The sequence below is a fragment of the Chryseobacterium subflavum genome (genome assembly GCF_055762745.1).
Genome location: NZ_JBVTMR010000002.1, coordinates 641,243 through 654,829, shown reverse-complemented (window position 1 = coordinate 654,829; position 13,587 = coordinate 641,243). Strand labels below are relative to the sequence as shown.

The following is a 13,587-nucleotide window of genomic DNA, read 5'->3' as shown; positions in this document are numbered from 1 at the left end:
CGTAACTTTATAAGTATGAAAAATCTGATTTTAATAGTATGCATGTTTTGTCTGCCTTTTAGCTGTTTGTCTCAGGACAAACCTAAATCGGACAAAGAGAAATCTGAGATAAAACCGGCCAAAAATGACGATGGAGAGTGGGATATCACTGTATTGGATACTCAATATGATTATTTTTTAAATGCGGTTGCAAAACCGATGAACCAATACACAGAGTCTTACTTAAAATCAAGAAATATAATTCTGGTCAGTGAATGGAATTCCTATTATAATACAGGAAGATATAGGAATGTAATCGAATCGTCGATCAGCTATGATCCAAAAGAAAATTACGGATTAAAGTTTGAATACAAACTTTACCAGGTTTTCGCTTACGTCAATTGGAAATACGGTTTACGAATGAACGGTTTGAGCGGTAGTGATGTCACAAGATATTAATAAAAAAAGGATCAGAAATTTCTGATCCTTTTTTTTATTTTTATTGGAAACGATAAACTATTTGTTGAATAATTCCTCTACTTTATCCCAGTTTACTACATCGAAAAACGCTGTAACGTAGTCAGGTCTTCTGTTTTGATAGTTTAGGTAATAAGCATGTTCCCAAACGTCTAATCCTAAAACCGGAGTTCCCTTAACATCTGCCACAGGCATTAATGGATTGTCCTGATTAGGAGTAGAAGATACGGAAACTGAACCGTCTGCATTTTTAATCAGCCATGCCCATCCTGAACCAAATCTTGTTTTAGCAGCCTCAGAGAAATCTGTTTTAAATTTATCAAAACCACCATAGTTTTCAATAGCAGCCTTTACATTTCCTACAGGTTCTTTGCTTCCTCCCGGAGTTAAAATTTCCCAGAATAAAGAATGGTTAAAGTGTCCTCCTCCGTTATTTCTTACTGCAGGCTTATCTGTTCCTGTTTTGCAGATTTCTTCTATTGTTTTTCCAGCCAGGTCCGTACCCTCGATTGCTTTATTCAAATTATCTATATAAGCCTGGTGATGCTTTGTATAGTGAATTTCCATTGTTTTCGCATCAATAGTTGGTTCTAATGCATCGTACGCGTATCCTAGTTTTGGTAATTCAAATGACATAATTTTATTTTTTAATGTTATATTTCAAAGTTAGCCAATAATTGACCGATTATCAAAAATAGCGTATTATTTTAATAAATCTTTAACATTGATATATTATATTCCACATCCTGTTTAAAAGTAAAAAGCACAGATTATGAAAACCTGTGCTTTTTATTTAACAATATTAAATTAATCTATCTATTCATAGACATCAGGAATTCTTCGTTATTAAGAGTTCCTTTGATATTTTTATTAACAAATTCCATGGCTTCCACAGGATTCATTTCAGAAAGATATTTTCTAAAGATCCACATTCTCTGAGAAGTTACTTCATCCAGAAGAAGATCGTCCCGTCTTGTACTGGAAGAAACAAGGTCAATAGCAGGATAAATTCTTCTGTTGGCAATTTTTCTATCCAACTGAAGCTCCATATTACCTGTACCTTTGAATTCTTCAAAGATAACCTCGTCCATTTTAGAACCTGTGTCAATCAATGCTGTAGCGATAATTGTCAGGGAACCACCGCCTTCAATTTTTCTGGCTGCTCCGAAGAATCTCTTCGGCTTATGCAAAGCATTAGCATCAACCCCTCCGGAAAGAACCTTTCCAGAAGCCGGCGTTACCGTATTGTATGCTCTTGCCAATCTGGTAATGGAATCTAATAAAATAACAACATCATGGCCGCACTCAACCATTCTCTGAGCCTTTGCCAATACAAGATTAGCAACCTTAACGTGCTTTTCTGCTGCTTCATCAAATGTAGAAGCAATTACCTCTGCATTTACACTTCTTTCCATATCTGTAACTTCCTCAGGACGTTCATCGATAAGAAGAACCATCATATAAACTTCAGGATGATTAGCTGCGATAGAATTCGCAATGTCCTTAAGCAACATGGTCTTACCTGTTTTAGGCTGCGCAACGATCATTGCTCTTTGCCCCTTTCCGATTGGAGCAAACAGATCTACGATTCTCGTAGAAATGGTTGAATTGTTTCCTGTAAGGTTAAATTTTTCTTCCGGGAAAAGAGGTGTAAGGTATTCAAATGCTACCCGATCTTTGATAAATGCCAGATCACGGCCATTCACCTCCGTAGGTTTTAATAAGGAAAAGTATTTCTCACCTTCTTTTGGAAGCCTTACGATACCTTTTACTGTATCTCCGGTTTTTAATCCGAAATTTCTGATCTGTGCAGTAGATACATATACATCATCCGGAGAAGAAATATAACTAAAATCTGAAGAACGTAAAAACCCATAATTATCAGGTAAAATTTCTAACACACCTTCTATACTTACCATTCCATCAAAATGGAATTCTTTTTTAGATTCGTGTTGCTCTTCCTGCTTATCAGAATGTCTGTTTTGATTCTGATTATGGTTATTTTGGTTCTGGTTCTGATTTTTGTGAGAGTTTCCACCGTTTTGTGGATGGTTCTGGCCTTTCTGAGGTCTGGCCTGAGCTTGGGGATTACTTTGCTTTTCTTCTGCCGGAGCAGATTCCTGAGTATCTGTGTTTTTTTGTACTTCCGTCCTTTCCTGAGCAGAAGCTTCAGTGGTATTGGTATTTGGAGTAACTCTTTTCCTTTTTTTCTTTGCTTGTGGCTGCTGTGAAGCAGTATTTTCTTCTGTAGTTGAAGTAACTTCTTCCTGCTTTGGAGTTTCAGTGACAGTTTCTTTTTCTTCTGTTTTTTCTTCAACCTTTGTTGCTGTCTCTGATGGCGTTGGAACCTTTGCCTCCGTTTTAGGTTTTGCCGTCCTCTTTGGGGCGGCTTTCTTGGCAGGAGCTTTAGTTTCTTTTTCCACCGTTTTGTCTTCAGTATTCATACTGTTCTCTGTGGTGTTGAAATAATCTTTTGTAACTTTAGGGTTAGAAGCTTGAAAATCAAGAACAGCAAAAATTTTATCGTTTTCAGAGCTGTTTCTTGCAACCTTAACGCCTAAATCCTTTAAGATTTTAGTCAATTCCGTTACGGATTTTGACCTTAACGTTTCAATGTTAAACATATGTATGTAAAAATGTAATTAATTGTGAGTAAGAAAAGTAAGTCCGGTGACTTTTGTTTTCAAGTACATTGTATAATGCAAATCTACACTTATTTTTGAATTGTGCAAAATTTATGTTATTTTTGCCAAGAATTTAATATTCAATGCTACAAAGAATACAAACTATATGGATTTTTCTGGCAGTTTTAGCTGCTGTTTTTCTTTTCATCACAGGACAAGATGTTGCTGTTTTTGGTAACATTCCTGTAGTAGACAGTGCATGTATTGTACTTGTTTTAGTTGGATTACTAAGTGTATTCAGCTTTAAAAACAGAAAAAGACAAATTTTGCTGAATACAATCAGCATCATTATAAACGCTTTGTTGATTGGTGTATTGGCTTATTGGCTACTAAATTTATCCGGAGGAATTCAATTTCCTGAGAAGGGTATTGAGCCTGTTTTTCCATTAATCGCGATTATCTGTTTGTTTATTGCAAACATATATATCCGTAAAGATGAGAGGCTCGTAAAATCTGTAGACAGACTTCGATAACCTTACAACGATTTTTTGAGTAAGAACAGCTTCTTTTGAAGCTGTTTTTTTCTTTTAGACCAAGATTAAGTTTTCAATTTCTGTATTTCCTTCTTACCTCTCCATATTTTTTTAAAATCAATGCAACATTTTCTATGTTTCAACGACACATACTTATATAACAGGACTCCAATGAAAAAATTAACTTATCTCGCATTCTCGTTTTTCTCAGTAATTACCTTTGCCCAGGAAGTTCAGAAAAGTACAGTAACAACTGTTCTTTCCACACTGGCATCTGATGAAATGAAGGGCCGGGAAATTGGGACCCCGGAAAACGACAATGCCGCCCAATATATTGCCAAACTTTTTAAAGAAAACAACTTAGAATACTGCACCGGGAACTCTTACCTTGTCCCTTTTGATTATAAAGGGAAAACCGCTTATAACGTTTGTGGTATCAAAAAAGGAAAAAGCGACAAGTATTTAGGCTTTTCAGGACATTTCGATCATATCGGCACCAGTAAAAAAAGTGGTGATAACATCTACAATGGGGCAGACGACGATGCAAGCGGAATTACCACTCTTGTAGGAATCGCAGATTATTTCAAAAATAAAACTCCTGAATTTTCAATGGCATTTATTGCTTTTAACGGAGAAGAGAAAGGAATGTTAGGTTCAAGGGCGATTTCAACTAACAAGGATCTTGATCCTATTTATAATAACATGTCTGCTCTCTTTAATTTTGAAATGGTAGCTACGGAATCACAATTCGGGAAAAATGCCCTCTTCATGACAGGTGATGAATTTTCTGATCTTGATGAATTGTTTAATCAACATGCAGCAAACGGCTTGAAAATATATCCTGATCCATATGCCACACAACAGTTATTCTACAGATCCGATAACGTAAGCTTTGTTAAAAAGAAAATCATTGCACACTCGTTCTCTACAGTTGACATGACCAAAGCAACACATTATCACAATGAAAGCGACGATGTATCCGTTGTAGATTTCAATAACCTGACCCAAATCATCAATAACCTTGGGAAAACTTTTGAGAAATTAGGACCAAAGAATTTTACACCAAAATATAACGATAAAGTAAAATTCAATTAAGATCGTCTACTCTTTTAAAAATACCTAATTTTGCCTTTCCAATTTTTCATTAATGAACGAATATAAAAAAATATTAAAATTCGCACGGCCTCACCAGAAATACATATACGGAAGTTTGTTTTTCAATATCCTGTATTCTGTGTTTCAGATAGCTTCCTTAGGAACTATCCTTCCGGTCCTGGGAATGCTTTTCGGAACAATAAAACCGCAGAAATATGAATCTGCACCTGTGTATTCAGGAGATGTTATTGATTTCTTTTCCTACATAAAAGACTATTCCAATTATTATGTACAAAGCCTTGTTACTGAGTATGGTTCGCTAAAAGTACTTGCATGGCTTTGCGTTGTCACTGCTTTTATGTTTCTCTTAAGAAATGCGTTCCGTTATTTCGGATCTTTTCTTTTAATTAATTACCGGGTGGGAGTTACCAAGGATCTCCGTGGTGCGATGTACCGCAAAATACTTTCATTGCCTGTGTCATTCTTTACCGAAAGCAGAAAAGGTGATCTGATGTCCCGTATGTCCAATGATGTCGGTGAAGTGGAAGGTAATATCTTAGGTAGTTTAATTGACCTGATCAATGCACCGTTTATGCTGATCAGTACTTTGATCACCCTTTTCTTTTTAAGCCCTGAAATGACACTTTTTTCACTACTTATTTTACCGGTAATGGGAACGATGATCGCTTTAATCGGAAAAAGCCTTAAAAAAGACTCTCATGAGGCTCAGCATGAATTAGGAAATATATTCTCTATCGTGGATGAGACCCTTAAATCATCAAAGGTTATTAAAATCTTTAATGCTGAAAAAATAATGGATAACCGATTTATGCAATCGATGCACAAATGGATTTCCAGCTCTATAAGTTTAGGACGAAAAAAAGAATTGGCTTCGCCAATGAGTGAATTCCTGGGCTCTATTACATTTTTGATCATTGCTTGGTATGGAGGAAAGCAAATCATCGTTGATCAAAGTATTTCCCCTGCAGATTTCCTTGTATTTTTAGGGATGTTTTTCCAGATTTTACCTCCGGCAAAAAGTTTATCTACTTCGATTTCCAATGTTCAGAAGGGAGAAGCTTCTCTGAAAAGGGTATTGGAAATTCTGGATGCAGATGTTAAAATCGAAGAAATTGCGGCACCGGTTTCTATTACAACACTTGAAAACAATATTGAATTCAGGAATATCGGATTCTATTATGATAAGGATAATGTAATTCTTAAAAACTTTAATTTAACGATTCCAAAGGGAAAAACAGTAGCGTTAGTTGGCCAGAGCGGAAGCGGGAAGACAACAATAGCCAACCTGCTTGCCCGTTTCTATGATGTTTCCGAAGGTGAAATTTTAATTGACAATGTTGATATCAAACACCTGAAGCTACAGGAGTACAGAAAGCTATTAGGAATGGTAACCCAGGAATCCGTTCTTTTCAATGATTCTGTTTATAACAACATCTTAATGGGTAAACCTGATGCTACCAAAGAAGAGGTTATCGCAGCTGCTAAAGTGGCCAATGCAGATACTTTTATTACACAGCTTCCAAAAGGTTATGACACCAATATCGGAGATGATGGTGGTAAATTATCCGGAGGGCAGAAACAAAGGGTTTCTATTGCAAGAGCAGTTCTTAAGAACCCACCGATTATGATCCTTGATGAAGCAACTTCAGCATTAGATACAGAATCTGAAAAGTTTGTACAGGATGCTCTCGAGAAAATGATGGAAAACAGGACCTCTTTGGTTATTGCCCACAGGCTTTCGACAATACAAAAAGCAGACTGGATCGTAGTGATGGAAAAAGGGGATATCGTAGAACAGGGAAGCCACCACGACCTGATCGCGAAAAGAGGTGTTTACCACAAATTGGTTGAACTCCAGAATTTTGATTAAACCTTTTTAAATTAAATTTAAAATGAACCCCATACAAGAGTATTTCTACAGAATTGAAGAACCTGATAGAAGTACTCTTTTGTTTTTGCGGAAAAAGATCCTGGAATCTGATCCGGATAACATAACAGAGACACTAAGCTTTGGATTGCCCTTTTTTAAATACAAAAAGAAGATGCTTTGCTATTTGTATTACAGCAAAAAATATAAGAAACATTATGTAAGCTTTTATCATGGAGACAGACTGAATGCTCCGGAATTGCTCCAGGAAGGCAGAAAGAAGTTTAAAATCCTTTTAATTGACATGGATAAGGATTTACCCATACAGCTTATTTTAGAGCTTGTAAACGAGGTGAAAAAATTTATTAAGGTTTAACCTTAAACAAAAAAAGCAGCTTCTCCTGAAACTGCTTTTATATTTTTCTGATTGAAATTACTCTTTCATTTTAGCAATGATATCCAACCCTCCTTTTGTGATATCTCCGATTTTACAAATAATCTCCGTGTCCAATGGTAAGAAAACATCCATTCTTGAACCGAATTTTATAAATCCAAATTCGTGCCCTGCTTTTGCCTGATCTCCTTCATTACAATAGAAAACAATCCTTCTGGCTACATAACCCGCAATCTGCCTGAAAACAACTTTGTGATTCGTTAAACTTTCTATCGCCACAGTTGTTCTTTCATTTTCAGTAGAAGACTTTTCGTGCCATGCTACCAAATATTTTCCAGGATGGTATTTTTTATAGATCACCTCTCCGGAAACGGGATATCTGCAAATATGCACATTCAGGGGTGACATGAAGATAGAAACCTGTATTGCCTTCCCTTTCAAAAATTCCGTTTCTTCAACTTCTTTAATCATAACCACTTTCCCATCTACCGGTGCAATCACATTCTCTTTATGATCAAGAATTTCCCGGTTGGGAACTCTGAAAAACCAAAATATAAGGCTGTACACAACCAATAAAGGCATAATGATCAAAAGCGACCACATTTTAAGAAAATAAATTGCTGCAACACCAATAATGATGAAAAGGATGGTTGCTACAGTGATCGTTCCTTTCGATTCTCTATGTAATTTCATGAGTTTAAATAAATTTTTCTAAAATAAAGTACAAATATACAACAGGAACGCAGATTATAAAACTATCCAGTCTATCTAATACACCTCCGTGCCCCGGAATAATGTTTCCGCTGTCCTTAACGCCAAAACTTCTTTTAAGCTGGCTTTCTACCAGATCCCCAAGCGGAGCAAATGAAGCGACGAGAAAACCTACAACGATCCAGTTTCCACGCAGATCGTGTTGATATTTTTCAATAAAGTAAGACAATACTAATGTGAGAATAACACCTCCCGCATAACCTTCCCAGGTTTTTTTAGGAGATATCTTGGGTGCCATTTTATGTTTTCCAAAAAATTTTCCCGTAAGATAGGCAAATGTATCACTGCTCCAGATCAGAATAAACAGGAACAACACTTCTAAAGAAAACGAATTATCAAAATTAGAATATTTTGGAAGTCCCAGAGCAAAGCTAAAAGGCAGTGCAACATAAATGACCGTAAAAATCAGTTTCCCGCTATCGTAGTATAATTCTGTAGGATACTTAAATAGAGTAACTACAGCTATCCCTATTAATGATAATGCCAATATTTCGCTTAGCCTGAAATCAAAAAAGAAATCATGATAGAAGTATCTTTTGGAAAACATGTAAAAGATAACCGCAATAACGGGAAAAACAACCCACTTTTCATATCCTTTTCCAAACTTCATGATCTTCACACACTCCCATGAACCCACCAGCATTAAAAATGTTATTAAACCGTAGTACAGGTATTGCTGTTTAACGAGGTCCGGAGATATGGTATTGATCAGTTGGGCTCCGAGTGGAGTTGCACAAAGGATAATAACCGCAACGTACACAATCCCTGAAATGGTTCTTTGAATGAGATTTTTGTCCAAAATGTATAATTTAGAAATTGATGCTTAATCTTCAAGCAGCAATAAAAACAGTTTTGTATTGGAATTAGAGGATGTATCTAATTTTGACTGGCTTCCGCTGATTGAAGTCAGGTTTTTAATATTCCCATTACGCTTTATTTTTCCCATGGCATCATTCAGGTTATTAACGATCTGAGATACGTTAGCCATGATAATAATCTTACTGGGTAGTCTCGACGAATGATAATGGAGAATGTTATTGTGAGACAGCATAATTCTTCCGTCGTAAGCAATAAGATATTCACAGGTTATAAATGCAGCATCGTTGGAATGTTCCAGCTCTGAAGTAAAGGGAGTTTTTACAACATTCAAAAAATTCTGCAGTTCCTTATCCCAACAAAATATATTGTGAATGCCCTCTATTTTAATGATTTGATTCAAAGTTTGTAGAGCCTCCGCTTCATCTGCACAATAATTAAAAAATCCCCCCGAATGCGTAAATAATTGCGCAAACTTATAATCGAGATCTGCATTTTTCAGCGAATCCCCTAGCTTTTCCAAACTTTGGTTGTCATCTTCCTCGGGTTGGTTAGTTAGTTTGCTTACAATTTTTTTAAATAAACTCAACTTAATGTTTTTTAGTCAACTTTATACAAAAATAGAAAATAAATTATAATAGATTCCAAAAATGTACGTTTAAATATGAAAAAACCTGGCAATTTTGAAATTACCAGGTTTTATTTCTTTTATTTTTTAAGAATTTTAAAGTTGAGTCGGGCTTTCCGGAGCCTGAATTTCACTTTCTTCTTCTTTATCCTTGATTAGAGGAATTGTATTCGTTACCGGTCTTTCCGTCAATTCAGGATCCCAGGCTCTTTTACCGAATATTTCTTCTAAATCCTCACGGAAGATTACCTCTTTTTCCAGAAGCTTACCAGCCAGCGCATCCAGCTTATCTTTGTTTTCTGTAAGGATCTGTACTGCACGTGCATATTGATTTTCGATAATCGATTTGATCTCTACGTCAATCTTATTCGCAGTTTCCTCAGAGTAAGGTTTTCCAAAATTGTATTCCGACTGTCCTGAGCTATCATAGTACGAAATGTTACCGATATTTGGACTCAATCCGTAGATTGTAACCATAGCCTGAGCTCTTTTCGTTACTGTTTCAAGGTCAGATAATGCACCGGTAGAAATATTATTGAATATTACTTGCTCTGCTGCTCTACCTCCCAGAGTTGCACACATTTCATCCAGCATCTGCTCAGTAGTAGTAAGCTGCCTTTCTTCCGGAAGATACCATGCTGCTCCCAGGGAACGTCCTCTTGGAACGATCGTTACCTTTAAAAGTGGAGAAGCGTGTTCTACCAACCATGAAATGGTTGCGTGACCGGCTTCATGATAAGCAACTCTTTTCTTTTCAGAAGGTTTTATTGCTTTATTTTTCTTCTCAAGACCACCAATAATTCTGTCTACCGCATCAAGGAAATCCTGTTTTGTTACCGAAGTATGGTTATTTCTTGCTGCAATCAGTGCTGCCTCGTTACAAACATTGGCAATATCGGCTCCACTGAAACCAGGAGTCTGTTTTGCTAAAAACTCTCTGTCCACATTATCATCCAGTTTGATTTTCTTTAAGTGAACATCAAAAATCTGTCTTCTTTCGTGTAATTCCGGAAGGTCTACAAAGATTGAACGGTCAAAACGCCCTGCCCTCATTAAGGCTTTATCTAAAATATCAGCCCTGTTGGTAGCAGCCATTACAATAACATTGGTATCAGTCCCGAAGCCGTCCATTTCTGTAAGAAGTTGATTGAGGGTATTTTCTCTTTCGTCATTTCCTCCTGAGAAATTATTTTTTCCTCTCGCACGTCCAATAGCATCGATCTCATCAATAAAGATAATGGCAGGAGATTTAGCTTTCGCCTGAGCAAAAAGGTCTCTTACTCTTGACGCCCCAACTCCTACAAACATTTCAACAAAGTCTGAACCCGAAAGCGAAAAGAAAGGTACTTTTGCTTCTCCGGCTACTGCTTTCGCCAATAATGTTTTACCAGTTCCCGGAGGACCTACCAAAAGAACTCCTTTTGGAATTTTACCACCCAGTTTTGTATATTTTTCAGAGTTTTTAAGAAAATCTACAACTTCTTGTACCTCTTCTTTTGCTCCCTCTAATCCTGCTACATCTTTAAATGTTACCTGAATTCTTTCTTTTTCGTCAAAAAGTTTTGCCTTAGATTTACCGATAGAGAAGATTTGTCCTCCAGGACCTCCACCTCCACCCATCTTTCTGAAAAGAAGGAAGTAAAATAATCCTAAAATAGCAATCCATATCAATGCAGAGAATAAAATATCCATGAAAGGATTTTTACCCGCTCCATAATCTTTAGTTGTTTTAATAGCCGCATTTTCTGCTTTTATCTGATCAAATTTTTGAAGGAAAAGCTGAAGATCTCCGTATTTCACTGTGTAATCAGCTTTAGGAGCCATATCGAATGCTGACAAAGGATTGTTTTCTTTGGTGTTTTTATTCACCATTGCTGTTTTAGCAGCCTGAGTTAAAAATACATCAGCCTTTTCAGTGTCTTTATATATAATAATATTCTGAACTTTTCCCGATTGCATTTCTCTGAAGAAACCGTCTTCATCAATAGCTTTTGCGCTGTTGTCTCCTAAAAAGTTGGATCCAAAAAATAACAAAAGAGCTATGATCGCAATTGGAAAAAACCAGTTAAATCCTTTATTGTTCATTTATACTTTTTAAAATTAAATTTCATTTTCAATTTTGGTGATTTTCGCATCACCCCACAATTCCTCAATATCATAGTACTCACGCACCTGCTTTTGGAATATGTGAACGACCACTGTTACATAGTCTACCAAAACCCACATTGCATTATCCGTTCCTTCTACGTGCCAAGGTCTGTCATGAAGTTCGTTTCTAACTTTCTTCTCTACACTCCCCGCCAATGCAGAAACCTGTGTATTAGAGTTTCCACTGCATATTACAAACGTTTCTGCTACTGAGTTTTCGATGTTGGAAAGATCAAAGATCATAATGTCTTCTCCTTTTACATCCTGGATAGCTTCAACGATTTTATCTATTAATTCTTGCTTTTCTACTGTCTTATTCATTAAAAAAATACTATAATCTGCAAATTTATTGTTTTTTCTTTACTTTAACCTTACTTTTACCCTTTTAAAGTCTTAAAGTTTTCTTAAATGGCCCAACTGTTCTATCTAAAAGAGTGCCCTTCTACTAATGACGAAATTTCAAAGTTTTTACTTTACGAAAATTCAGATTTTATTGCTTTACATACATTTAATCAAACCAAAGGTCGCGGGCAATATGGAAATACATGGTCTTCCACTGCTGAAAAGAATGTAGCTTACACATTAGCTGTGAGCACTCATCATTTCACGCTTTCGGATTTTATGTTCAATTATTATACCGCAATTATTATCAGGGATTTCCTTGCCAATATGACTGAATGTGATGTAAAGATAAAATGGCCTAATGATATTATTCTTAAAAGTAAGAAAATAGTTGGAATATTGATTGAAAAGAAAAAAATTAATCAAAAAAATTATTTCATCATTGGCGCAGGATTCAATGTTCTACAGGAGAATTTTGATGAAATTTCGAACGCAAGCTCGCTTTCTGTTCTTACAGGTAAGAGATTCCGCCTTGAAGAATTTACTGTAAGTCTTCATGATTTCCTGATTGAAAAACTGAGCAATATTCCGACTGATGGAGAAATCCTGAAACGATTCAATGATCTTTTATTCCGTAAAGATGAGATCTCTGTTTTTGAAATCGATAAAAAGAGACAAAATGGCATTATAAAGTTTTGCGACGAAAAGGGAGAAATCTGGATTGAACTGGAAGAAGGCCTTCGTTCTTTTTACCATAAAGAGATTAAACTTCTTTACTGATTTGCTCTTTTCAGATAAAGATATAATGCAATCGGAAAGAAAATAAGGTTGGGAAACCACATGGCCAGAGCCGGAGACATGCTCTTATTTTCGGAAACTACTTTTAAAGCCTCAAATGAGAATACAAAGATAAACGCAAGAGAAATACCTATCGCCAGGTTAATTCCCAAACCTCCCCTCTTCTTTTGTGAGGAAAGTGAAAGAGCCAGAAATGTCAGGATAACAATAGAAACAGGCATGGAAGTCCTTTGGTACAACTCATTTAAATGGGTATTCAGGTTACTGTTTCCTTTTTCTTTCTCCCTTTGGATAAACTTTAAAAGCTCCGGAGTGGTTTTATTCTGCCCCAAAAGCTCATTAGGGAAAAGTTCTTCAGGTGCATGCCCATAGCTTTTCCTTAGTTCAGTTCCGTTTTTCAGCTTTTCAGAATCATCTTTATTAACATTTTTCTCAGTATAATTATTGAGAACAAATTGTTTTTTATCCTGGTCCCAATACACATCAGAAGCTTTCAGTTCATAAAGCATCTTTCTGTTGTTATCAAATTTCTGGAATATAAAACCGGAACCCCTTCGCTCCCTCTTGTTCCAGGAGTTGATAAAAATATATTCTGTTCTGCTGAGCTGTGCCGTTACCGGTGCTGTTCCCAAAACTTTTTCTTTATTGGCTGCATTATAAGTATAAGCTTCCAGCTCATTTTTTTTGATATTTGCCCATGGGAGCACAAAATGATTGACAACCAAAGATATAGACGCAATAAACAAAGAAGTAATTAAATAGGGCTTTGCAAAGCGATGAAAACTCGCTCCACTACTGATCACAGCAACAATTTCTGTATTATTTGCCATTCTGGAGGTAAAATAAATTACCGATATAAATACCAGAATAGACAAGAATGTCATGACCAAATTAATGATCCAGAACGGGTAAAAATGAACGAGAAAATAAGATAGATTTAATTTTGCATCAATTGCTGTTGCATTTTCTATCCTTGGAATTTTCTGCTGAACATCGATCACCAAAACAACTATAGACAATAATATAAGCATGAAACCAAAAGTTCCAAGATATTTTTTGATGATATACCGGTCTATAATTGTAAACATAATTTC

General features: G+C 36.0%; 14 protein-coding genes. 6 read left to right on the top strand and 8 right to left on the bottom strand.

The genetic code is table 11. The features are described from left to right. Positions 1-15: 15 nt before the first annotated feature. A complete protein-coding gene (locus AC0INN_RS12320; protein WP_273650437.1) occupies positions 16-438 on the top strand; it encodes a DUF6146 family protein in 423 nt (140 codons plus the stop codon). Positions 439-495: 57 nt separating this feature from the next. Here AC0INN_RS12320 and AC0INN_RS12315 read toward each other — a convergent pair whose 3' ends face one another. Together AC0INN_RS12315 and rho are read right to left on the bottom strand one after the other, a co-directional pair. Further along, positions 496-1,092, bottom strand: a complete 597-nt coding sequence (locus tag AC0INN_RS12315; protein ID WP_194304258.1) for a superoxide dismutase — start codon at positions 1,090-1,092, stop codon at positions 496-498. A gap of 176 nt (positions 1,093-1,268) precedes the next feature. Beyond that, the gene (gene rho, locus AC0INN_RS12310; RefSeq protein WP_273650436.1) at positions 1,269-3,080 is read right to left on the bottom strand and encodes a transcription termination factor Rho; all 1,812 of its coding nucleotides are present in this window, start codon (positions 3,078-3,080) and stop codon (positions 1,269-1,271) included. 143 nt (positions 3,081-3,223) lie between these two features. Between rho and AC0INN_RS12305 the strand changes: the two genes are divergently transcribed. The 4 genes from AC0INN_RS12305 (at position 3,224) to AC0INN_RS12290 (ending at position 6,972) form a co-directional block, all read left to right on the top strand. Further along, complete coding sequence (locus AC0INN_RS12305) at positions 3,224-3,613, top strand: DUF4293 family protein (protein WP_273650435.1); 390 nt, start codon at positions 3,224-3,226, stop codon at positions 3,611-3,613. A 171-nt stretch (positions 3,614-3,784) separates the two neighbouring features. Further along, on the top strand, positions 3,785-4,708 hold the full coding sequence (locus AC0INN_RS12300) for a M28 family peptidase (protein ID WP_273650434.1): 924 nt from the start codon (positions 3,785-3,787) through the stop codon (positions 4,706-4,708). 52 nt (positions 4,709-4,760) lie between these two features. Next, on the top strand, positions 4,761-6,599 hold the full coding sequence (locus AC0INN_RS12295) for an ABC transporter ATP-binding protein (RefSeq protein WP_172282215.1): 1,839 nt from the start codon (positions 4,761-4,763) through the stop codon (positions 6,597-6,599). Positions 6,600-6,621: 22 nt separating this feature from the next. Then, positions 6,622-6,972 (top strand): DUF1801 domain-containing protein, encoded by a 351-nt coding sequence (locus AC0INN_RS12290; protein WP_172282213.1) that lies wholly within the window; start codon positions 6,622-6,624, stop codon positions 6,970-6,972. 57 nt (positions 6,973-7,029) lie between these two features. On the opposite strand, the gene AC0INN_RS12285 is transcribed toward AC0INN_RS12290, so the two are convergent. The 5 genes from AC0INN_RS12285 to rsfS form a co-directional block, all read right to left on the bottom strand. After that, positions 7,030-7,683 (bottom strand): phosphatidylserine decarboxylase family protein, encoded by a 654-nt coding sequence (locus tag AC0INN_RS12285; RefSeq protein WP_172282211.1) that lies wholly within the window; start codon positions 7,681-7,683, stop codon positions 7,030-7,032. A 4-nt stretch (positions 7,684-7,687) separates the two neighbouring features. Next, a complete protein-coding gene (locus AC0INN_RS12280) occupies positions 7,688-8,560 on the bottom strand; it encodes a phosphatidate cytidylyltransferase (RefSeq protein WP_273650433.1) in 873 nt (290 codons plus the stop codon). Between the two features lie 24 nt (positions 8,561-8,584). After that, positions 8,585-9,166, bottom strand: coding sequence for an LUD domain-containing protein (locus AC0INN_RS12275; RefSeq protein WP_306613407.1), 582 nt, complete (start codon positions 9,164-9,166; stop codon positions 8,585-8,587). Between the two features lie 135 nt (positions 9,167-9,301). After that, entirely contained in the window at positions 9,302-11,290 is a 1,989-nt protein-coding gene (ftsH, locus tag AC0INN_RS12270) for an ATP-dependent zinc metalloprotease FtsH (protein WP_172282205.1), read from the bottom strand. Between the two features lie 15 nt (positions 11,291-11,305). Further along, positions 11,306-11,674 (bottom strand): ribosome silencing factor, encoded by a 369-nt coding sequence (gene rsfS / locus AC0INN_RS12265; RefSeq protein ID WP_172282203.1) that lies wholly within the window; start codon positions 11,672-11,674, stop codon positions 11,306-11,308. A gap of 87 nt (positions 11,675-11,761) precedes the next feature. Between rsfS and AC0INN_RS12260 the strand changes: the two genes are divergently transcribed. Continuing rightward, positions 11,762-12,475 carry a biotin--[acetyl-CoA-carboxylase] ligase gene (locus AC0INN_RS12260; RefSeq protein ID WP_306613405.1) on the top strand — a complete coding sequence of 238 codons (714 nt, stop codon included), beginning with the start codon at positions 11,762-11,764 and terminating at the stop codon, positions 12,473-12,475. Here the strand turns inward: AC0INN_RS12260 and AC0INN_RS12255 are convergent. Further along, positions 12,469-13,581, bottom strand: coding sequence for an LptF/LptG family permease (locus tag AC0INN_RS12255; RefSeq protein WP_172282189.1), 1,113 nt, complete (start codon positions 13,579-13,581; stop codon positions 12,469-12,471). The genes AC0INN_RS12260 and AC0INN_RS12255 overlap by 7 nt on opposite strands. Positions 13,582-13,587: the final 6 nt, after the last annotated feature.

Bases quoted from the DNA above. Each gene is read 5' to 3' on its own strand.
- rsfS (WP_172282203.1), bottom strand. From the start codon at position 11,674: ATGAATAAGACAGTAGAAAAGCAAGAATTAATAGATAAAATCGTTGAA.
- AC0INN_RS12305 (WP_273650435.1), top strand. From the start codon at position 3,224: ATGCTACAAAGAATACAAACTATATGGATTTTTCTGGCAGTTTTAGCT.
- AC0INN_RS12295 (WP_172282215.1), top strand. From the start codon at position 4,761: ATGAACGAATATAAAAAAATATTAAAATTCGCACGGCCTCACCAGAAA.
- AC0INN_RS12315 (WP_194304258.1), bottom strand. From the start codon at position 1,092: ATGTCATTTGAATTACCAAAACTAGGATACGCGTACGATGCATTAGAA.
- AC0INN_RS12320 (WP_273650437.1), top strand. From the start codon at position 16: ATGAAAAATCTGATTTTAATAGTATGCATGTTTTGTCTGCCTTTTAGC.
- AC0INN_RS12285 (WP_172282211.1), bottom strand. From the start codon at position 7,683: ATGAAATTACATAGAGAATCGAAAGGAACGATCACTGTAGCAACCATC.
- ftsH (WP_172282205.1), bottom strand. From the start codon at position 11,290: ATGAACAATAAAGGATTTAACTGGTTTTTTCCAATTGCGATCATAGCT.
- AC0INN_RS12255 (WP_172282189.1), bottom strand. From the start codon at position 13,581: ATGTTTACAATTATAGACCGGTATATCATCAAAAAATATCTTGGAACT.
- rho (WP_273650436.1), bottom strand. From the start codon at position 3,080: ATGTTTAACATTGAAACGTTAAGGTCAAAATCCGTAACGGAATTGACT.
- AC0INN_RS12260 (WP_306613405.1), top strand. From the start codon at position 11,762: ATGGCCCAACTGTTCTATCTAAAAGAGTGCCCTTCTACTAATGACGAA.
- AC0INN_RS12290 (WP_172282213.1), top strand. From the start codon at position 6,622: ATGAACCCCATACAAGAGTATTTCTACAGAATTGAAGAACCTGATAGA.
- AC0INN_RS12300 (WP_273650434.1), top strand. From the start codon at position 3,785: ATGAAAAAATTAACTTATCTCGCATTCTCGTTTTTCTCAGTAATTACC.